Consider the following 21,493-nt stretch of genomic DNA (forward strand, 5'->3'; position numbering starts at 1 on the left):
CTCAGATCCTCGATGAATAAATGCCTTCGGCGATGGAATTTAGAATGATTTCAGAGGCGGGCTCACTGCGTGGCCGCAGCACGCGCAAGAGTTCCTGCCGCTCCTTCTCGAAAGGGAAGGCCTTGCCGTTTTTGTAGCCGAGTGCTGCTTCACGCATTTCCTCGAACGTATCCACCCGGTCTGCCGCGGCTTCTGCCAGGCGGCCAAGTGCGTTGAAGCGCGGCCGGGCGCCGGAATCGAGGAAGATCAGCGGCTTTTCAAACAAATGATATTCCGTCAGGAACGAGACGCCATCCGTGATCATCAGGTCGGAAGCATCGAACAACTCGCCATAATTGCCCGTATAGACGGCGCAGTTTGGCAAAGCCGACCATGTCCGCAGGAAGTCGTCGTAATCCAGTCCGACTTCGGGCGGCAGGTGACGGGCCGTGTGATCCAGTGCCGGATGCGGCTTGAACACGATCTGGATATCCGGACGCATACGAGCCCAGTCCAGCATCTGGCGATAGATCCGGTGGAAGACGCCAAAGCCCTGATGCTGGATAACGAGCGAATGATGCGGCGCCCAGATGATACGGAAGCTGCGGCCGTTCGGCTCGGGGATGGGCCAGCTGCCTTTTCCCTTCGCTTCCATCAGCTTGTCCAGCTTGGGATAGCCGGTCAGGATGAACTTGTCGGGATCGGAGTGGTCGAAGGACGTATAATAGCAGCGCGTCTGCTCCGTTTCGCAGAAGATGCGCCAGGCCAGGCGATGATAGACCTGATCGTAATTGTTGTCATAGGCTTCGTCGGTTTCATCCGTCGCGCGCGGATTGGCCAAAACGCCCATGCCGTATGGCACGACGCAGATGCGGGCGAAGGTGATTTCAGGCGTCCGCAGACCCGGAGGTACCGGCGCATCCCATTGTTGTTGGCGGAAGATCACGTCCGGCGAAAGGTTGCGCAAAATGTCCAGCGCGTCCAGCGAGTTCAAGTTGAGGCGAAGATGGGGGATGTTCATCTCCATCAGGCCTTTATGGACATCCTCTTCACCGGTAAACTCGGCACGGGCGAGATGGCTCTGGTCGATCGACACCACCATCGGGTGGAACCGCTCGTCTTTGGTCATGGCCCAATAGATGTCTGCCAATGCATCCCACATCGCAATCGACTGGACGATGAAGACGCAGCGGATCTTGCCGCCTTCATAGCTCATGCGCCGCAGCGTCAGGTTGGTAACCTGCTTCAGTGGATGCATGTTGGCCAGGATATTGTTGAGCCGCATTTCGAGATTGTTGACAGTCTCGTGCAGCATAGGTGCCGTTTCCGTCGCAATGCCCATGATGGCTTCACGAAGGATTTCGGCGATCTGCTGCGGCAACTCTGTCTGCGCTGCGTGGAAGGACTGCAGAAGCTTGGCGATTTCAAGCTGCACAGCGCCCTGCACATCGATGCGTTCGCTAAGGGCGGCGACCTGCTGTTCGAGCTTGGCAACTTGCGCGGCACTCGCCGTCGAACCTGCCGCGGTCGATGGATTGGTCTCCGTCATTGAAATCCCTCTCGCATGTCTTTGTGCGGGCGCATCGTGTCAACATGAGCGCATTTTTGCTGGGCAAAACTTAGGGGCTTGAGCTTGCCTCAGACTGACTCGTGCCGAGCATCGGCCACGGCGTTTCAATCAAGAAGCTCCGTTTCCTGCAGGATCTTTGCGAGCATCTTGATGCCGTATTCCAGGTTGGCATGGTAATCGCCGGGGCTTTTCGAAAAACGATCCAGCATCGCACCATCCTGATCATAGATCTCGGCGGGAGGAAGGTGATAGGGGATGCCAAGCTCGTCGAGATAGCCCGCCATGCGGTCGCGAAAGCGATTATAGATAAAGGCCACTTCGCCATCGGCAAAGTTCGTCTTCTTCGCCAGCACATGATAGCTGGCCGGCGCCGGGCAGCAGGAGGCGACCGAGAACCTGACATTGCGCTCTTTCAAGCATTTGAAGAATGCCAGAGGTTGCGTCAGCGTTTCGTCGATGACGGCGTTGAAGGCGCTCTTCGTGACGAAGAGCCGATCCTGCACCCAGGGAGCAGCCGTATGGATCGTCCAATGCTCGGCGTTGAAGCCATAGCTGGGATAGAAGCCAAACATGAAGACGAATCGGCGGGGGTCGTTGGCGCGGATACCGCCAGTGTCGCCGTCGTTGATCGTTTCGAAAATGCGTCGCGCATCTGCGTGCGTGAAATGCACGGCTGCGGAGTCCACCGTAAAGAACGGTTCCAGAAAGTGGTAGCCATGACCCAGTTGCGCCATACGGATCGGGCCGTGCCGGCTGGCGAGCCGCTGCGGGCCGACGGCATTTGCCGCATCCATGAGCGCGATGAGGTGGGAATCGCCGATGATTTCAAGCATAGCCCAGCCCTTGCGCCTGCATCATCTCCTCACAGACGCCTTCGAGATCGCCTGTCAGATCCTTCTTGCTTCTGGCGGCAATCCCATTCTCGTGCTTGACAGCGCCCGGGGCGTGTTCCGCCAGGAAGTGCGACATCACGTAATCCACGCCGCTTGAATTCACGGTGCGCAGATTGTTGTCGTAGAACATGCCGCGCATGGAGGGGGCGGTGATGATCTCGTAGGAGGGGAAGTAATCGACGAAATCCAGTTCCGCCGCCAGCTCTCCCGCCACCCCGCGCAGCACCGATTTGGAATAGGTGGTCGCGGCAAGGACATGCTGGCCGGTCTTGGTTGCCGTTAGAGGAACGGGCGACACTGTCAGGATGAACCGCATCTGCCCATTGATTGCGCGAAGATGGCGGATGAGCGACAGCATGTCCTGCAAGATTTCCGCATGGGTGAAGTTGCGAAATGCGTGCTCTTCCTCACGGAACTGGCCCGCCACCGTGCCGGGGCAAAGCGGAAAGACCGCGCCGTCACGCTTCGATATCCAGGCTTCCGTGAGGCCCAGCGTGAAGATGAAGATGTCGGTGTTGTAGAACATCGCTTGAACTGAGGCGAGATGCGCTCGCCGTGCATGCATCAGTTCTTCCACACTCTCAAAGGGTTCCGGCTCCACAAGCGGACGGAATGGATCGGCAACACCGCCATCCTTCTCCCATATCTCTTCCGTCGGCTTGAACAGGCCCATGGCCCGCTCAAAGGTCTGGAGCATCTGACGCGCCGTATAAATGTTGCAGTATCGTGCGGAATAGACGCCGTAATTATAGGCGGGCATCCGGTGCGCGGGAAACAGGCTCGGGGCTGGCTCGAAATCCTGGAAATTGAAACCGTTTCGCTTGAGCGCTTTTGCGATGTGCTGCGCGAAGCAGCTACCGGCGGTGCTGATGCGGGCTTCTGGCGACACGTCGAACTTGCGTCGATAGATTCCGTCGAGCTGCAGCGGATGGGTGTCCGCCACCGCCTTGCGCCAGACCTGCCGATCCGGCAGATCCTGATACGGGTGCGGCGGCGCATCGCGATTGGTCACCATTCTGCCCTTTCGTTCATTCCGGCAGGGTGGGCTGTGCGAACGGTTTTTCGCGAGCCGGCAGCGCAGGCACATCGATATGATCAGGCTCCAGACCAGCCTTCGCGCGTTCCACCATCATTTCGTAGGCTTTTTCAAGGTGACGAGTGAAGCGCTCGACGTCAAACAGCGGCTTGATCCACCGGTTGTCTTCCAAGCGCTGCTTGAGCAGTTTCACCTTGTCGCGGTTCTCATAGAGATCGACGGCGCGCTTCAAATAGTCTTCCTGGGAGTCGGCAATGGTTTCCGGCATACCGATCGATTGCAGCAGGCTTTCCGAAACGCGTGAGGCGAAGTGGGTGCCCTTCACCGTCAGCACAGGCAGACCTGCCCAAAGCTGTTCGGAGGTTGTGGTATGACCATTGACCGGGAACGTATCAAGACCCAGATCGGCCAGCTTCAGGCGTGACAAATGCGCCTCGTAAGGCACAACACCGGTAAAGACGATGCGCTTGCGATCTATGCCGGCCTCCGCGAATTTCCGCAGTATGTTGTCATGCGCCTTCTGGTCCTTGCACAACATCCACAACACGCTGTTCGGCGTTGCCTTCAGGAGGCGGATCCAGAGGTTGATGTTCTCCAGGGAAATTTTTCGCGTGGCATTAAAGGATGCAAAGACGAAAGCATCCTCCGGCAGGTTTGCATCCTGGCGCGTGAACAGCTCGGATTGCGGGCGGCTGTACGGGTCATTCGGCTGGTAGCTTTCCGGCAGGCGGCAGAACTTTTCCCAGTAATGCGGCTTTGAACGATCGGGCAGCACGTAGTGATCGCCGATGATGTAATCGAGATCGACATTGACTGTTGTGCCGGGGAAGCCGAGCCACGCCGCTTGAATGGGCGCCGGTTTGTGATTGAGGATGAACGGGCGGCTGTTGCGAGTGTGGCCCTTCATCTCCACGAGGATATCGATCTCGTTTTCGCGAATGGCCTGTGCCGCTTCGGCATCGCTCATGTCGCGGATGGTGACGATCCTGCCCCAGTCGCTGCGGTCAATGTCCTCTCCCAGATGTTCCTCAGGCGTGTAGCAGAACAGAGTCACATCGAAACGTTCCGGATCGTGCATCTTCAGAACCGCGCGGAACAGCTTCATCGTGGCATGGTGTGGCCATAGGTCCGAGGAGAGATAGCCGATGCGGATCTTCTTGCCCCAGTCATGCGGCATGCTGTGTCTTTCCTGCGGGTATTCCGCAGGAAATGCGTCCTTCCGGTAACCGGCAAACTTGTTCTGCGCTTCGTCGGCCAGCCAGTGCAGATTGTAAAAGGGGGCCTCGATCTGCAGCGTCTGGCGCGCATCGCGCAAGAACATCCGCTTGAGTTCCGGCTCAAGCCGCTCGATTTCCCAGTAGTCGTTGATTTCCCGCATGAAAACCAGGTAGGCAAGGATCAGGATGATACTGCGCGGCATCCGCTGCAGCAGGTTGGAAATCGTCTCCCGATCCTGAACATCTTCCGGTGCGCCCGTCAGCAGAAGGTAAGCCAGACTGTTATGCTTTGAGACGCTGCTTTTCGACAGGACGGGGAGGAAAACGCGAACCAGATCCTTCTCGCCGCGCTTGAGAAACAGCGTGGCAATCATGAAGGCCACATCGGCGTCACGCTGGGCGCGCTCCAGAAGCGGCAGCCCCAGGCTGAGGGCAACATCATCCTGATCGAGGTCATAGTAGAGCTTCATCGCCTCGACGTAATAGTCTTCGGATCTCGATCCACCGAGTTCCGCCGCGAGAACGTAAGTACGTGCCGCTTCTTCCCGAAATCCTAGTGCAACCAGGGTTTTAGCGAGTAGGCTGTAGGTTTTGACGTCCCGGTTGTGGTCCATTAGCCTGTTCAAAGAATCCAGGGCTTCCGTATATCGGCCGCGACGAAAGCTTTTGGAGGCTTCTGTAAAAAGGCTCTCAGGGTTCACCGGTAAACTCCAGGCTGAAATCATCGTTCAGGCGGACAAATGCGCCACCTGCGTTCAGCCTAATATGTGTAGCTTGCCCCAAGCCGGTGCCCTGTGGAGATCTTGTTGGAGATCTGATCGGATTTGGTGATTCGAACAATTTGATTCGGGCACTTAAGGAATCTGCAATGATTGTCTGCCAGTGTAAAGCTCACATGACGCGTTTGGTTTCCTTTGAAGATGCGGAACCGAGTGGGCATGAGGCCAGACGTCATAACCGGTAATAGCCCGGTATGTCCCCCATTAGTATTCAGTCAAGCAAGGGACTATGTTTCATGACCAGCATTCTCACGAACCAGGGTGCAATCGCAGCACTTGCTACGCTGCGCTCCATCAACGATGAGATGTCTACGACGCAGAACCGTATTTCTTCCGGTGCAAAGGTAGAGAGCGCATCGGATAACGCAGCTTACTGGTCGATCGCAACGACCATGCGCTCTGACAACAAGTCGCTGAGCACCGTTTCGGATGCGCTTGGTCTGGGTGCAGCAACCACTGACGTTGCTTATACGGCTCTTAACTCGTCGATCAGCGTTGTCGACACCATCAAGACAAAGCTCACCGCCGCTTCGCAGCCTGGCGTTGACAAGGACAAGGTCCAGAAGGAAATCAAGAAGCTGCAGGATCAGCTGGTCTCGATCGCGAAGTCCGCTTCGTTCTCCGGCCAGAACTGGGTTTACCACACTGCAAACTCCGCAGCTGGTACGTCTTCGATCGTTGGCTCCTTCAACCGCGATAATTCCGGCAATGTCAGCCTGACCAAGCTCGACTTCAACACGGCAAACTCCTCGCTGATCGAAGTCAACTCTGCGGGCAACTACGCAACGAGCGGTTCGGCCCTGCTGTCGACCGACATGACCTACAAGAACGCACAGGGCTCCACCGCGACGATCAGCGGCGTTTCCGTACTGACGCTGAACATCACGAACATGGACTCGACGGCACTCTCCAACGCTTTGAAGGGCGTTGACGCCGTTCTGCAGAAGATGACCAACGCAGCGGCTGACGTTGGTGCCCTCAACAAGGGTATCGACCTGCAGAAGAGCTTCGTTTCCGACCTGATGGACTCCATCAAGAAGGGCGTAGGCAAGCTGGTTGACGCCGACATGAACGAAGAGTCCACCCGCCTCAAGGCTCTGCAGACGCAGCAGCAGCTTGGCATCCAGGCTCTCTCGATTGCCAACAGCGACTCGCAGAACATCCTGCGTCTGTTCCAGTAACAGATCAGACGTTCCCCGAAGTTTGGGAGGCCCCGCGGCAACGCGGGGCCTTTTGCGCTTTCAGGTGGCAACCAGCCGCACGAAGCGACTGAGGCGCGAAAAGGCGCAGCAGCACAGTTAATGCCTGCGTGCGTTAATCATAACTTTTTACGCTCTATCAATGTCGTTGATCAGATAAAAAATCATGTTTTTAAGCCATTGATTTATAAGTGTTATTTTCTGAGTTGAAGTGTGAATTTCGGCGTTAATAGATTTGCCCCATCCGCTTTACGCTTCATTAACCACAATAAGGTTAACTGACCTCACTCAAGCGGTGCGTCTCTTGAACGGATGAGTTCAATTGAGACGAGCATGAAGCAGCTCACCTCTTGCCGGAGAGAAACCGGAATGACCCTGATCTTTCGTTCCGCACTGAGGGGCAACCTGATATGACCAGCATCCTGACCAACACCGCTGCCATTGCAGCTCTTTCTACCCTCCGCTCCATCTCTGACAACATGGAGACGACACAGAACCGCATTTCGTCGGGCTACAAGATTGGGGCAGCAAAGGATAACGCTGCTTACTGGTCGATCGCAACGACCATGCGCTCTGACAACAATGCGCTGAGCACGGTTCAGGACGCACTTGGTCTCGGCGCTGCGACCACTGACGTCGCCTATACGGCTCTCAATTCCTCGATCTCCGTTGTCGACGAAATCAAGAAGAAGATCACGGCTGCTTCCGAACCGGGCGTTGACAAGGGCAAGATCCAGAAGGAAATCGTCCAGCTGCAGAACCAGCTGCTTTCGATTTCCAAGTCTGCTTCCTTCTCCGGTCAGAACTGGGTTTACCATGTCGGTACGGCCGGCGCTGGCACACAATCTATTGTCGGCTCCTTCAACCGCGACGACCAGGGCAATGTCAGCCTCACCACGCTGCAGTTCGATACGAAACGTTCTTCGCTGATCCAAGTGGATTCCACCGGCGCCTTCGCAACGTCCGGTAACGGCCTCCTGTCGAACAACATGACCTACAAGAGCTCAACCGGCGCCACGGTTGCTCTGACCTACTCCGTCCTGAAGCTCGATCTGACCACGCTCGACACTGCTGGCTTGTCTAAGGCTCTGTCCGGTGTTGACAAGGTTCTCCGCGATATGACGGATGCTGCCGCCGACATCGGCGCCCTCAACAAGGGTATCGATCTTCAGAAGAGCTTCGTGTCCGATCTGATGGGTTCCATCAAGACCGGCGTCGGTAAGCTGGTTGATGCCGACATGAACGAGGAATCGACCCGTCTCAAGGCTCTGCAGACACAGCAGCAGCTCGGCATCCAGGCTCTGTCGATCGCCAACAACGACTCGCAGAATATCCTGAAGCTCTTCCAGTAACACCTGGCAGACTGATCAAAATTCCAAGGCCTCGCGGCATACGCGGGGCTTTTTTGTGTTTTTCTTTCATTAACTTTTCGCAATAGGGTCATTCGGCGTCTTGTGTTAACTATTTGTTAACCATATAAACGTTAACCGTTTATTAAGAACGTCGGGTCGGTCAACAGGGCAAGAAAGTTTGACCGACGAGCATGATGCCAGCCTGCGTTACCGGTGGAAGCTCCGGTATGTCCCGCAACAGCCAAGGGGCATCTCTTCATGACCAGCATTATTACGAATACCGGCGCTATGGCAGCGCTTCAGACGCTGCGTGCAATCAACTCCGACATGGAGACGGTGCAAAGCCGCATCTCATCCGGCTACCGTGTTGAAAAAGCTGCAGATAATGCCGCCTATTGGTCGATCGCGACCACCATGCGCTCCGACAACGCCACGCTGTCGACCGTACAGGATGCTCTGGGATTGGGAGCGGCCAAGACGGATACGGCCTATACGGGCCTGAAATCGGCCATCGACGTCGTCACCAAGATCAAGTCCAAGATCACTGCCGCCAGTGAGCCAGGTGTCGACAAGACCAAGATCGACAAGGAATTGACCGAGCTTAAGAATCAGCTGAGCTCCATTTCAAAGTCCGCCTCCTTCTCCGGTGAAAACTGGTTGTACAACACCTCCAGCGCCGGTGCCTCCGTCAAGCAAATCGTCGCTTCTTTTAACCGCTCGCCGGATGGCGGCGTTTCCCTGACGACGCTGGACTACAATGCTTCCGCCTCGATCATGATCGATGGTTACAGTGCCGGTCGCGGCCTTCTGACCAAGGATTGGGCGGTTGCTCAGCCAACTGCGGGCGGCGGCACAACCACGGTGTCTTATTATCTTATCAATGCCGGCTCCACGCAAATGGGTGTCGGCAGCGAAATCAAGCTCGGTGTCAACACCACGAAGGATCAGCTTTCTGGAATGTTGCAGGCCGTGGAAAACATGCTGCAGCGCTTGACGGATTCTGCATCTACATTGGGTGCTATCAGCAGCCGTATCGACATGCAGAACAACTTCGTCTCCACGCTCCGTGATACAATCGACAAGGGTGTAGGTCGTCTGGTGGATGCCGACATGAACGAGGAATCCACTCGTCTTAAGGCCTTGCAGACGCAGCAGCAGCTTGGCATCCAGGCGCTCTCGATTGCAAACACCAACGCGCAGAATATTCTGTCGCTGTTCAAGTCGTAAAAGGCTTGCCGCTGGGCCGTGGGTCATCGGCGTTCGGCAATGCTGGATCGCGATTTGCCCTGTCGCGGTCCAGCAGCTTCATTTTCGCACAAGTTTGGCTTCCTAAGGTTTCGCCAAGTGCACGCTCTACATCTGTGACCGGATGGTGCGGCGCGGGACTTTAACAGGACAGTAACATGATCGCGGCCATTCTCCCTTGTTTCGTTCTTTTGGAAGGAGACCGAAGCATGAAGCCGCAGGTCGCCTGCAGGAAGGGAACCGGCCGATGACATCATCGATTGCCCGCTACCTCAAGGATTTCGGCGAGGCTCAGTCTGCACTTCCGCCTGCGGTCATCGAAAGCCCGGTTGACGATCTGTCGCTGGATTTTCCTTTCGAGCCCGAGCCGGAACCGGTCAGAGTTGATCTCGATGCAGTGAGGGCTGCTGCCTTCGAGGAAGGTCATGCTTCTGCTTTGGCCGAAGCTGAGGAAAAGTGGAAGGCTGAACGCGAAAAACTCGTGATGAGCCACACGCGTGAACTCAACTCGCTACGCAACATTGTCGAATACGACATTGCGGGGCGCCTCAAGAGCTTGATGGAGCGCTCGGTGGTCGCGGTTGCGCAGGCCGTCAGTGATGAGGTTGCATCTGTACTTGCGCCCGTTCTTGAAGAGAAGATCCTGGAAAATGCGCTTGATGAGATGAGTGATGCTCTGCGCCAGGCATTGTTCTCAGGTGAAGCCGTTGTGCTGACGGTCCATTGCAGCCTGCCTCTCTTTGAAAAGCTGGTTGAAAAGATCGGCGATGGCGCAGGCGCCATCAAACATGTTGAAGTCGAGGACATCGACGTTTCCGTTGATATCGACGACGCGGTGCTCGTTTCCCGCCTCTCGGCATGGAGCGCGAGCCTGAAGAAGGTATTGGGATGAGTGAAAATCATCACCACGGCAAGAACGAGATCATCATCGTCAAGAAGCATGGCGGCGGTCATGGCGGCCATCACGGTGGCGCCTGGAAGATCGCCTATGCCGACTTCATGACGGCCATGATGGCCTTCTTTCTTGTTATGTGGCTCGTCAATGCCGCCAACCAGAAGACTACGGCTTCGGTCGCCAGCTACTTCAATCCCATAAAACTCTCTGATTCGACTCCTGCCAAGAAGGGCTTGCAGAAGCCTGTTGAATCCTCTGAAGGGCAAGAGAAGAAGGAGCGCTCCAAGGTCAAGGCGGATGCCGACAAGGTCGGTTCTGCCGCCGCGACAGGTGAGGACCAGACGAGCAGTTCCGGCGAAGAAACCAACTATTCCGAAGCCGACTTCTTCCAGAACCCTTATTCGGTTCTGGCCGAGATTGCGCAGGAAGTGGGGCAGCAGGCCAATGTCAGCGCCAAGGGCGAGGGCGGTGCTGCACAATCGGGGCCGGCAACCGGTGCTGATGGTGGACAGGCCTATCGTGATCCTTTCGATCCCGATTTCTGGACGAAGCAGATCGAGGTGACGCGCGCCGATGTGCAGCAGAAGGCACCTGCACAGAAGACGCCGACCGATCCATCACCGGACGTTCCGCAGGAAATGCTGCCGCCGATGCCGCAGATTCCCAATCCATCCCAGGCCGCAACCGAGCAGCCGGCGGCGACACCGGCCGCCCAGGCGCCAGCGACACCCGCCAAGCCTCAGGATCTCGTTCCAAGCCCCACGCAGTTGGCAGCTGCCATCCCCCAGCCACGTCCTGATCCGGCCTCCATTGCAAAGGTGAAGACGGACGCGGCTGACAAGCAGGATGCGGGTGGTCCCGCCCAGACGGCACAGCAGCAGAAAGACGCCCAGGAATTGCGCCAGGCCATCGAAAACCAGATCGCCGGTGTTTCCGGCAAGCTGGCGGAAGGCCTGATCGTGACGCCGGCAGAGGGCGGCATGCTGATTACGATATCCGACCAAAGCCAGGCCCCGATGTTCAATATCGGATCGGCGGTGCCCAAGCGTGAAATGGTTCTGGCCATGGAAAAGATTGGCAGCATCCTCAAGGAGCGCAAGGGTGACGTGGTCATCCGCGGGCATACGGATGCGCGCCAGTTTAAGGGCAGCAGCAACGATAACTGGCGGCTTTCGTCCGCACGCGCCCAGAGCGCCTATTACATGCTTGTCAATGGCGGCTTGGCGGAAACGCGCGTGAAGCAGATCTCCGGCTTTGCCGACAGGCGGCCGCAGGTGGTAGACAACCCCATGGCTGATCAGAACCGCCGCATTGAAATCCTGCTCCAGAGCGACAAGGGTTGACGATGTGGCGCGCGGATCAACGCACTCTCCTGCTGGCCGCGACGGCTTTGGCCTGCAGTCTCGCGGTTGAGCCGGCGTTTGCGCAGCAGGCAGATAATCTCGAACCCTACCAGATGCTTCGGTCCCTGCAGTTCGTGCAGGATACGGTCATCATGGGCGACCATTCGGCTGGCGAGATGCAGCGTTTCATGCTGGGCACGCTCGACAAGCGATTGCGTACGGTCAGCACAGCCGTCTTCGACGATCCCCGCAATGTGGATGCGACCCTCATTTACGCTATGAGCGGCGGCAATCCCGCCACATTGGATTATATTGCAGCGAAGGATACGTCAGGCCACTTCGACAACCGCGTGACCGATGTGCTGCGGAAATATCTGAGCGGCAAGGGAAGCCTGATCCAGAAGACCCTGATCGGCATGGTTCCGGAATACCGCAACCAGCGTATCGGCCCATATCTGGCCCTGATCGCTGGCAATGTCGTGATCGGCAAGGAACCTAAGGACGCTCTTCAATATTACGATTGGGCGCGGCTTGGTGCTCCGGGAACGATTGTCGAAGAGGCAGCGCTCCGCCGTTCGCTGGCGATTGCCGTGGATGTCGATCTTGTGGAGCAGGGCCTCTCCTATGCTCGCAAATATGCGCGCCGCTTCGTGCATTCTCCGTATGCCAGCCAGTTTGCGGATCTCTTCGTCAAATTGGTCGTAAAGCATTTTGGTGAGATCACTGAGGAAGATATAGAAGATACGCTCGAGTTCATGGATAATGACCGGGCAAAGTCCATTCTGGTTCGTATCGCACGTCAGGCCGCTATTGATGGTAAGAACGAGCTGGCGTCTCTCGCTTCCCGCAAGGCGGAAGAGCGAGGCGCTTCGGCACGTACCTCATTCGATGCCATCGCCAAGCTCTATGGCGGCGTCGCCAATCTTTCCACGGATCGCGTCAATGACGTGTTGAGCGCGATTGCCAATATTCCAGAAAGCGAACTGACGCCTGAAGACCGGGCAATTCGCGAGGCTGCCCGCCGCATCGGTGAGGAAGTTGTCCGCCCGCCGACATTGAACAGCCTCGGGCAAGACAAGAACGGCAATATTCAACCCCAATCCGCGGCGGTCGATGTTTCCGCCAAGCCCAGCAATGATGTGCAGGGGTCAGGATCCACTACAGCCCAAAATGCTGGCGGCCCCTCCCAGAAGCTCGATCCCGACTTCCAGACCTATGTCGATAGGGGACAATCCGCATTGACGGCGATCGACAAAATGCTCAAGGAGGGAGAGAAGCCGCGATGAGTGCTGACCTAGCCGGACTAACTGGCGCGAGCGATACCGCGCCTGTCACTAAGCTTGGTGGTGCGGGTAGCAAGGCCGTTGACGGAAAAGACAGCGGTTTCAGCGATGCGCTCACCAGCCTGGGGCAAGGCGGTCGCAGGGGCGCGCAGGCGCAGGCTGATGATTCTGCTACGACAGCAGGCAAAGAGGTTCTTCCTCAGGATGCCGCCGCGGCGACACCCCGCATTGATCTCAAGGTTGCGAATGCGCTCCGTGCCGCAGCACTACAGCAGGCAAAGCAATCTCTCTTAAAGGATGGCGGCCAAGGTCAGCCAGATGTTGCGATCGACCTGAAGGGCGAGGTCGCGGCGCAAAAGGGTCTGCTGACGAAAGATGGCAAGCCGCTACTGGACAAGACGCGTTTGATCGGCGGCAAGGATAAGACCGATAAACTGTCCGATGCCGAGAAGAAGGCTGGCGATGAGGCTGTCGATGCGAGAAATGCGACGGATGCCGCCGACGTCGGATCTGTTCTCAATCTTCTTGCGGGTCACGCAGCCAAGGCTGCCGGAGACGCCGGCGCCCACCCGGAGAAAGGCGCAAAGGGTAACGAAACGGCCCGTACCGCCACATCTGCACGCGCTGTCGGCGATGCTGACAAGAGCGTGGACGGTGTCCATCCAAAACAGGATGCGCAACTGGCGTCCCTGCTCGGTCAACAGGGCGCGTCTGAGGATACTGGCCCTGATGACAAGGGCAATGCCGGAGATCGTGCCTTCCGCTTCGTGTCGTCGCGCGGCGTCAGCATGGATGCCACGATTGGCGCTAACCAGGATGGTCGCGCCGTGATGGAGACCAAGCTTGGCAACGCCGCCAATGCAGAGGGCATCATGGTGCTCGATGCACGTCGCTATCTCGGTTTCAATCAATCCCCGAACGGTGCCTCCCTGACGGCAGCCATGTCGAGCGATCCCGAGTGGACGGCGGCCATGCAGCCTGGGTCGGCACTGACGAACGCAGCCGCACAGAGCAGCACCGGTAATGTGGTCAATACGCTGAAGCTGCAGATGACGCCGATCGATCTTGGCAACGTCACGGCGACGCTGAGGCTCGTGGGAGACGAACTGAACGTTCACCTGACGGTCGAGAACCATTCGGCCTACAAGCAGCTCAAGGACGACAGCAGCGGTATGCTGGATGCGCTCCGCGCCCAGGGCTTCGCCGTCGACCAGGTCACCGTCAGCATCACGCCGGCGGCGCAGGCAGATGCCAGCGCGCAGCAGGGTGACCTTGGCCAGCAGGCGCTTGGATCGGGTCAAAGGCAGGAGGCTGGCGGCAATCGCGGGCAATCCCAATCACAAGGCAATATCGGCTTCGGCGGTGCTGCGGGAAGCTTGGAGAATGACATTGCGACGGATACTGATGCGTCTTCCGCTTCTGGCGGCGCTCGCTCTGGTCACATTTACCTCTGATCTGCAGGCAGTCCAAACTGGCGCGGCAGGTGCCTGCGAACGAGAGATCCAGAATGCGGCGGCCAAATACGGCATCCCTGAAGGCATCCTCTATTCGGTCGGCCTGACGGAAACGGGGCGCAAGGGCAGCCTCTATCCCTGGGCGATGAACGTCGAGGGAAAGGCGGTCTTTCCGGACAACGAGCTAGCCGCACTGCAGGCGTTTCGGGCGGCAAAGATGGAAGGTCGCGTGCTGATCGATATCGGCTGCATGCAAATCAACCATCGTTTCCATGGCGAGAATTTTGCCTCGGTCGAGCAGATGTTCGACCCCAGAAGCAATGTGGAATATGCGGCGAAGTTCCTGCGTAATCTTCATGACAGGCATGAAACCTGGACGATGGCGGTAGCCAGATACCATGCGGGACCCAATAACGATCCTGCGCAAAAGCAGTATGTGTGCCGTGTCATCGCCAACTTGGTGGCGACCGGATACGGAAAGTGGACCCCGACGGCTGCGCAGTTCTGTCGATAAAATACAACCAAAAATTGATTGACCTACGCTCGTTTTTGGCGGGGGATTGGCGTTTCACTGATTTGGCAGAATCAAGGCAATGCAAATGCTATTTTGTTCTCCGTTAACTTTTCCACCGAAAATTTGTGTCGAATTTTAATCGACCTACTACATATAGAGCAAATCGGAAGGCGACCGTTAATCAACTATTAAAAGCTATGGTTAATTTTGCGTAGTTGTTCAAAAACCCCCCGATTCGTACCCATAGTCCATCGAGGCACCACACTGATTCGGAGGCGGACGAATGATCGTAGTGGTTGATGAGCGAGAGCTCGTGAAAGACGGGTACACCTCACTATTTGGTCGCGAGGGTGTACCTTCAACGGGGTTTGACCCCAGAGAGTTCGGGGAATGGGTCACGACGGCCGCAGACTCCGATATCGCGGCAGTCGAAGCATTTCTGATCGGCCAGACGGAAACGGCCCTGGAACTTCCCCGAGCAATCCGGGATCGTTCGCAGGCACCCGTCATCGCTGTCAGCGATCAGCCTTCCCTGGAGGCCACGCTTGCACTGTTCGACAGCGGCGTCGATGACGTCGTACGCAAGCCGGTTCACCCGCGGGAGATCCTGGCGCGGGCCGCGGCCATTCGCCGTCGCCTGAAGGCGATTGCAAATTTCACCGACATCGGTCCCATTCGCGTCTTCTCTGACGGTCGCGATCCAGAGATCAATGGCGACGTGTTCCCGTTGCCGCGCCGCGAGCGCCGCATTCTGGAATACCTAGTCGCCAACCGTGGCCGTCGCGTTTCCAAGACCCAGATCTTCAACGCGATCTACGGCATCTTCGACGAAGAGGTCGAAGAGAACGTGGTTGAAAGCCACATCAGCAAGCTGCGCAAGAAGCTGCGCAAGAAGCTCGGTTTCGACCCGGTCGACTCCAAGCGCTTCCTGGGCTACTGCATTGATTGGGAATGAGACAATTTAGGTCTCAAGCTCCTGAAATTTAGAGAATATTAGTCTTAAAGAACCCCGGAAATCGACGAGGATTTCCGGGGTTGTATTTTGTCTGCACAATGCATGCCGTGCATCCTGGTCCCATCGGCAAAACAACCTGCCGCATACTCAGAAAGGACCCAAACAGACAGCTTCACGCAAGGCCCGTCATCTACTGTCCACAGCATAGGCAACACGAGGAATTTGACATGAGCCTTTTCGGAACGATGCGTACGGGGGTTTCCGGCATGAACGCTCAGGCCAACCGCCTGGGTAACGTCGGCGACAACATCGCCAACGCCAACACCTCCGGTTACAAGAAGGCCTCGAGCTCGTTTTCGTCCATGATCATGCCTTCGGCTGGCGGGTCCTACGATTCGGGCGGCGTCGACACCACGACGCGCTATTCGATCAAACAGCAGGGCTCATTCAGCTATACGACATCGGCAACTGACCTTGCCATCAATGGCGACGGTTTCTTTATCGTGAAGAGCACCGATGGTGCGAACTACATGACCCGCGCCGGCAATTTCGAAGTGCAGGCGGATGGCACTCTGAAGAACGCCGCTGGCTTCACGCTGCAGGGCTATCCCTATTCCTCGACCACGGATCCGACCATCGTCATCAACGGCTTCCAGGGCCTGAGCGACATCAACGTGAATGCCGGTGGCTTGAAGTCAACGCCGTCTACATTGGGTAGTATGTCAGGCAATCTTCCTGACGGCGACGCCACGCTCACTAAACATTCATCGTCCCTCGTCGCTTATGACTCGAAGGGTAACGCACGCACTTTGACTGTAACGTTTGAAAAAGACGCAACCACCCCAGACACTTGGAATGCTACTATCACTGCACCGGATAACACTGGCGCCCCTCAGTCTCTGCTCGCTTCTACCCCGATAACATTTAACTTGGATGGCACGCTAAAGACGCCTTCTAAACTGACGACTGCGGCATTTCCTGCGGCAACGAGCAATGTAGGGGGGGATCTAAATGCCATCGATATTGATATTACCGGGCTCACCGAAAAAGGTGCAGCGTATTCGATGACCGGCAGCATCAACGGTCAGGGCGCCAGCGGTGTTGATAAGGTGCAGATCGGCAAGGATGGTGTCGTGTCCATTCTCTACAAGAACGGCCAGTCTATCCCGACCTACCGCATCGCCATGGCCAATGTGCAGAGTCCAAATAATCTCACGCCACAGGCGGGCAACGTCTACACCCAGAGCAATACATCAGGCGTCGTCGTCATGGGCTATGCCGGCAACAGCGGCTATGGCGAGATCAAGTCCGGTACGCTGGAAAATTCCAACGTCGACATCGCCGAAGAGCTGACGGTCATGATCGAGGCACAGCGTAACTACACAGCCAACTCCAAGGTCTTCCAGACCGGTTCCGAACTTCTCGACGTTCTCGTGAACCTCAAGAGGTAATGCTGCGTAAGAATTTTAGCAAAGGCTAAATAAATCATGTCGCTTTCCACTGCATTGTCTACAGCCCAGTCGATCTTCAACAACACCGGCATTCAAACGTCGGTGACATCGACGAATATTTCGAACGCACAGAACGCCAATTACGTAAAGCGTACGGCGGTGCTGACGACTGCGGGCAATGGTGCGCAGGTGGCACTTACGGAACGGTCGCAGAACACATCGCTTCTGCGACAGTTCGTCGAGAGCAATTCGATTGCATCCGGTCAGACGAGGCTTCTTTCCGGACTTCAGGAAATTCGCGATATCATGGGCGGCAACGACTATGAAAACGCGATGAGCACCAGGCTCGGGACGCTGTTCAACAAGCTCCAGTCCTATGCCGGTTCGCCAAGCAGCAGCACATTTGCATCAAGCGTCGTGTCGTCGGCACAGGACGCCGTCGATACGCTCAACAACACCTCCCAGGAGGTGCAGAACATTCGCACGCGTGCCGATGCCGAAATCAAGCTGCAGGTCGACAAGCTGAACGGTCTTCTTCAGCAGTTCGAGGCAGCGAACAACCAGGTGGTCGGTGCCAACGTAACGGGCGGCGACCCGAACAACGCGCTCGATACGCGTGAAACGCTGCTGAAGCAGATCACGGACATTGTCGGTGTCTCGACCGTAACGCGGGAGCACGGCGATATGGCGCTGTACACTTCCGACGGCACGGTGCTGTTCGAGAAGCAGGCGCGTACCGTGAGCTTTGCGCCCACCCAGACCTATGATGCGAAAACCACCGGCAACTCCATTTTCATCGATGGTGTGGTTGTGCCGACAGGAAACGGTGGTGATACGACCGCGAACGGCAAGCTTCAGGCACTTCTGCAGATCCGCGACGATATCGCACCGAAGTTCCAGAGTCAGCTCGATGAAATTGCCCGCGGCATGATCGTCTCCTTCGCGGAAACCGGTCCCGACGGCACACTTCCGGCCAAGGCTGGCCTTTTCACCAATGGGGTTGATGATACCGTTGATACGACGGGAACGGTCGTGGCCGGTCTTGCCTATACCATTTCCGTCAACAAGGCGGTTAAGGACAAGCCGAGCCTTTTGCGTGATGGCGGCATCAACGACGACGACGGCAATCCGGCAACCCCCTCGGCCTACATCGTCAACACGAAGGGTGACGCTGGCTATTCCAAGCTGCTGGACAAGTATGCCCAGAACATGAAGGCGCCGCTAACGGTCGATCCAGCCACGGATATTGGCGGCACCACCAGTCTGATGAGCCTTTCTTCCAACTCGGCGTCCTGGCTGGAAACCCTGCGCAGCACAGCGACTTCCGCCAACGAGACGAAGTCGGCCATGCAGACACGTGCGCAGGAAGCCTATTCCAGCAAGACCGGCGTCAGTCTCGACGAAGAACTGTCACTGCTGCTCGACATCGAACAGTCTTACAAGGCGGCATCGAAACTGGTCACCACAATTGATGAGATGTTGAAGTCTCTTCTTTCCTCGGTAGGGTAATCGATGAAAACCTCGTTCAATTCCAGCCTGTCGGTTCAGTCCAGTCTTCTCGCAGCCATGTCCAAGGCGCAGAAGGATCTGGTGCAGGCCAATAAGGAAGTGACGACCGGTGTCCATGCGGACATGGGTGTGGCGCTTGCTGAAAAGACCGCCCGCAGCCTCGATCTCAGCCGCGACGTTCTGCGGATTGAAACGCAGAAGACGAGCAATTCGGTTGCGACCAACCGGCTGGACAATTCCGACAAGGCGCTTGCCGACATGTCGTCCGCCGCCCAGCAGGTCCAGGCCGCACTGACCTCGTTGACCGGAAGCACGCAGACGCTCGGCAGCTTGCAGCAATCAATCAACAATGCCATCAACCTGTTTACGGATCGTGCCAACACCGCGGTTGGCGGTGAATATTTGTTTGCCGGCACCAATACCGATATCAAGCCGATGGCCTCATATACGGAAGCTGGCTCGACTTTCTCGCAGGCTGTCGACGACGAGTTGAACCAGTACCTTTCCAGCAATGGTATTGCTTCGGCTTCGGCCATGACCCCGGCGCAGATGAGTTCCTTCCTTTCGGACCTGAAAGACAAGTTTGACGGAAAGACCATGTTGACCGATCCGCCGCATGCCGGCATGGCGGGTAAGGATTTCTGGTCTACCTATGTCTCGAATGCCAGTGATACGAACATGACCAGCCGTATCAGCAGCACCGAAGTCGTACAGACATCGACGAATGCCAATGATCCGGCCTTTCGCAACTTCATGTTCGGCTCTGTCATTGCGACCAAGTTTCTGACGGAAGCGATCCCATCGGATGTACGCTCGGTCGTTGCGGCATCCGCGACGAATGCCATCGGCAGAGCCAACAACCCTGGAAGCGGTATCATCGCGCTGCGTTCGGCGCTTGGTCTCTCCGCAGAGCGAGTGAAAGTGGCCAATGACTCACTCGACGCCCAGAAGAAGATTATCGATACCCACCTGAACGATCTGCAGGGTGTCGATGCCTACGAAGCTTCAACCCGCGTGAGCTCGCTCAAGGCGTTGCTGGAAGCTGCCTACACACTGACATCGCGAATTCAACAGTTGAGCCTTGTCAACTACCTCCGATGATCGGAGGAGTTCGGTGAAAATGAAGGATACATGAATGTACCAGTTTTCATATGCCGAGATCATGGAGGATGACGTCGCTGACGCCAAAACTCGTGAACGGCAAGCACTGGACCGGTCTATAGAACTACTCAAAGCTGCTCGTGATGATGAAGGTGGCTATGGGCGCGCCGCCATCGAGGCGCTTTTTTACACGCGGCGTGTGTGGATCCGCTTCATTGAGGATCTCAGACAGCCCGAAAACGAACTCAATACAGAGCTGCGGGCCAATCTGATCTCGATCGCTATCTGGATCCTCAAGGAATGTGAGCAGGTCCGCCGGCGCGAGTCCGAGAACTACCAAGGCATTATCGACGTGACAACCATCATCAGGGATGGACTTAAATGAAAAGTACGCTGCGCATCTCGCTGAAATCTGGCGAAAGAATCTTTATCAACGGAGCGGTTCTGCGCGTCGATCGTAAGGTCGCACTCGAATTTCTGAATGACGTGACTTTTCTTCTGGAAAACCATGTTCTCCAGCTCGAGGATGCGACCACGCCGCTACGCCAGCTGTACTTCATCGCACAGATGATGCTGATCAACCCGGCGGGCAAGGAACAATCTTTGGCCATGTTCCGCAAGTCGATCACCATGCTGCTCACCTGCTTCCAGGACGAAGAGGTTCTGGCGGAGCTGAAGCGCATTGATGCCATGGTCGCCACCGACCGCGCCTTCGATGCTCTCAAGGCTATCCGCTCGCTCTACCCGATCGAAGATCGCATCTTGAACAACCAGGAAATGACGCCGGCAACGGTGGAGCAAATCCGCAAGGAGATTGCGCCATGGCGGTAGACGCAACATCAGCTGTCAATTCGGCGAACCCTTGGGCGAATGCCGCGGCATCGACGACTGACGCCAACAAGGCGAGCGTCAATTACGACAGCTTTCTGAAGCTTCTGATCGCGCAGATGAAGAACCAGGATCCGACCAAGCCTATGGATGCCACCCAGCAGATCTCGCAGCTGGCATCTTTCTCGCAGGTCGAGCAGACGATCCAGACGAACAACCATCTGAAGAGCATGCTGCAGGCCGAAGCCTTGACGCGCGCTGGCGATCTGGTCGGCAAGTACATTATGAGCGCCGATAATAGCGTCACGGGCAAGGTTACCCAAGCCCAGGTCTACTCTGACGGTCTTATGGCTGTAACGGACGGCGGCAAGAAGGTGCTGGTGCAGGCCGGTGTCATCGTCTCCGATTCGCCGATCCCGGTACCGGCGGCGGCCAAGACCGACAGCACCAACACTGCGGCAAATCCCAACTCGACCTCCGGCAACTAGACGCGTAAAAGCGGCTGACGAATTGGACCCCGAATGATTCGGGGGTAGAGAGGCTCGATGAACGAGGCCGATGCACTTGAAATCATGCAGGCAGCGATGAGAACCGTTCTCATCGCATCCGGCCCCGCCGTTCTCGCTGCCATGGTGGTGGGCGTGGCTATCGCCTTTCTGCAGGCGCTGACGCAGATCCAGGAAATGACGCTGACCTTCGTGCCGAAGATCGTTGCCATCCTGCTCAGCATCGGTCTGGCCGCGCCGTTCATTGGCAGCCAGATATACCTTTTCTCACAGCTCGTATTTTCGCGAGTGCAATCCGGGTTCTGACGTACCCGGAATGCCCATCCTCGCGCAAGCTTCGGCTGCTAAGGCTGATGCGGAATAGGCAGGACCATGATCGTTCTG

The 21,493-nt window shown here is 56.8% G+C and carries 20 protein-coding genes; 16 read left to right on the top strand and 4 right to left on the bottom strand.

Features of this window, described 5'->3' with window-relative positions:
- Position 1: 1 nt before the first annotated feature.
- The 4 genes from Q2T52_RS02835 to Q2T52_RS02850 all read right to left on the bottom strand — a co-directional run bounded on the left by Q2T52_RS02835 (position 2) and on the right by Q2T52_RS02850 (position 5,309).
- The gene (locus Q2T52_RS02835) at positions 2–1,528 is read right to left on the bottom strand and encodes a CDP-glycerol glycerophosphotransferase family protein (protein WP_302075157.1); all 1,527 of its coding nucleotides are present in this window, start codon (positions 1,526–1,528) and stop codon (positions 2–4) included.
- A 125-nt stretch (positions 1,529–1,653) separates the two neighbouring features.
- Positions 1,654–2,382 carry a hypothetical protein gene (locus Q2T52_RS02840; protein WP_302075158.1) on the bottom strand — a complete coding sequence of 243 codons (729 nt, stop codon included), beginning with the start codon at positions 2,380–2,382 and terminating at the stop codon, positions 1,654–1,656.
- Positions 2,375–3,457: a GSCFA domain-containing protein gene (locus Q2T52_RS02845; protein ID WP_302075159.1), complete on the bottom strand. Its 1,083-nt coding sequence runs from the start codon at positions 3,455–3,457 to the stop codon at positions 2,375–2,377. The genes Q2T52_RS02840 and Q2T52_RS02845 overlap by 8 nt, the downstream gene beginning before the upstream one ends.
- A gap of 13 nt (positions 3,458–3,470) precedes the next feature.
- Entirely contained in the window at positions 3,471–5,309 is a 1,839-nt protein-coding gene (locus tag Q2T52_RS02850; RefSeq protein WP_302075160.1) for an O-linked N-acetylglucosamine transferase, SPINDLY family protein, read from the bottom strand.
- 401 nt (positions 5,310–5,710) lie between these two features.
- Between Q2T52_RS02850 and Q2T52_RS02855 the strand changes: the two genes are divergently transcribed.
- From Q2T52_RS02855 to fliQ, 16 genes are all read left to right on the top strand, one after another.
- Entirely contained in the window at positions 5,711–6,655 is a 945-nt protein-coding gene (locus Q2T52_RS02855) for a flagellin N-terminal helical domain-containing protein (RefSeq protein ID WP_302075161.1), read from the top strand.
- A gap of 428 nt (positions 6,656–7,083) precedes the next feature.
- The gene (locus Q2T52_RS02860; protein WP_302075162.1) at positions 7,084–8,025 is read left to right on the top strand and encodes a flagellin N-terminal helical domain-containing protein; all 942 of its coding nucleotides are present in this window, start codon (positions 7,084–7,086) and stop codon (positions 8,023–8,025) included.
- A 258-nt stretch (positions 8,026–8,283) separates the two neighbouring features.
- On the top strand, positions 8,284–9,252 hold the full coding sequence (locus Q2T52_RS02865; protein WP_302075163.1) for a flagellin N-terminal helical domain-containing protein: 969 nt from the start codon (positions 8,284–8,286) through the stop codon (positions 9,250–9,252).
- Positions 9,253–9,517: 265 nt separating this feature from the next.
- Positions 9,518–10,162, top strand: a complete 645-nt coding sequence (locus Q2T52_RS02870) for a hypothetical protein (protein WP_302075164.1) — start codon at positions 9,518–9,520, stop codon at positions 10,160–10,162.
- Positions 10,153–11,508: a MotB family protein gene (locus Q2T52_RS02875; RefSeq protein WP_302076011.1), complete on the top strand. Its 1,356-nt coding sequence runs from the start codon at positions 10,153–10,155 to the stop codon at positions 11,506–11,508. Before Q2T52_RS02870 ends, Q2T52_RS02875 begins: the two co-directional genes overlap by 10 nt.
- A gap of 2 nt (positions 11,509–11,510) precedes the next feature.
- Positions 11,511–12,794, top strand: a complete 1,284-nt coding sequence (motC, locus tag Q2T52_RS02880) for a chemotaxis protein MotC (protein WP_302075165.1) — start codon at positions 11,511–11,513, stop codon at positions 12,792–12,794.
- Positions 12,791–14,245, top strand: coding sequence for a flagellar hook-length control protein FliK (gene fliK / locus Q2T52_RS02885; protein WP_302075166.1), 1,455 nt, complete (start codon positions 12,791–12,793; stop codon positions 14,243–14,245). Before motC ends, fliK begins: the two co-directional genes overlap by 4 nt.
- A complete protein-coding gene (locus Q2T52_RS02890) occupies positions 14,196–14,759 on the top strand; it encodes a transglycosylase SLT domain-containing protein (RefSeq protein ID WP_436799478.1) in 564 nt (187 codons plus the stop codon). Before fliK ends, Q2T52_RS02890 begins: the two co-directional genes overlap by 50 nt.
- A 283-nt stretch (positions 14,760–15,042) precedes the next feature.
- Positions 15,043–15,714 carry a transcriptional activator Rem gene (gene rem, locus Q2T52_RS02895; RefSeq protein ID WP_302075167.1) on the top strand — a complete coding sequence of 224 codons (672 nt, stop codon included), beginning with the start codon at positions 15,043–15,045 and terminating at the stop codon, positions 15,712–15,714.
- A gap of 227 nt (positions 15,715–15,941) precedes the next feature.
- A complete protein-coding gene (locus Q2T52_RS02900) occupies positions 15,942–17,165 on the top strand; it encodes a flagellar hook protein FlgE (RefSeq protein ID WP_302075168.1) in 1,224 nt (407 codons plus the stop codon).
- 36 nt (positions 17,166–17,201) lie between these two features.
- A complete protein-coding gene (gene flgK, locus Q2T52_RS02905) occupies positions 17,202–18,674 on the top strand; it encodes a flagellar hook-associated protein FlgK (RefSeq protein WP_302075169.1) in 1,473 nt (490 codons plus the stop codon).
- 3 nt (positions 18,675–18,677) lie between these two features.
- Positions 18,678–19,775 (top strand): flagellar hook-associated family protein, encoded by a 1,098-nt coding sequence (locus Q2T52_RS02910; protein WP_302075170.1) that lies wholly within the window; start codon positions 18,678–18,680, stop codon positions 19,773–19,775.
- Between the two features lie 34 nt (positions 19,776–19,809).
- Positions 19,810–20,160 (top strand): flagellar biosynthesis regulator FlaF, encoded by a 351-nt coding sequence (gene flaF / locus Q2T52_RS02915; RefSeq protein WP_302075171.1) that lies wholly within the window; start codon positions 19,810–19,812, stop codon positions 20,158–20,160.
- Positions 20,157–20,606 carry a flagellar biosynthesis repressor FlbT gene (gene flbT, locus Q2T52_RS02920; RefSeq protein WP_302075172.1) on the top strand — a complete coding sequence of 150 codons (450 nt, stop codon included), beginning with the start codon at positions 20,157–20,159 and terminating at the stop codon, positions 20,604–20,606. Before flaF ends, flbT begins: the two co-directional genes overlap by 4 nt.
- Complete coding sequence (gene flgD, locus Q2T52_RS02925) at positions 20,597–21,091, top strand: flagellar hook assembly protein FlgD (protein WP_302075173.1); 495 nt, start codon at positions 20,597–20,599, stop codon at positions 21,089–21,091. Before flbT ends, flgD begins: the two co-directional genes overlap by 10 nt.
- 57 nt (positions 21,092–21,148) lie before the next feature.
- Positions 21,149–21,415, top strand: a complete 267-nt coding sequence (gene fliQ, locus Q2T52_RS02930; protein WP_302075174.1) for a flagellar biosynthesis protein FliQ — start codon at positions 21,149–21,151, stop codon at positions 21,413–21,415.
- Positions 21,416–21,493: the final 78 nt, after the last annotated feature.

The organism is Rhizobium oryzicola (genome assembly GCF_030504645.1).
Taxonomy (GTDB): Bacteria; Pseudomonadota; Alphaproteobacteria; order Rhizobiales; family Rhizobiaceae; genus Neorhizobium; species Neorhizobium oryzicola.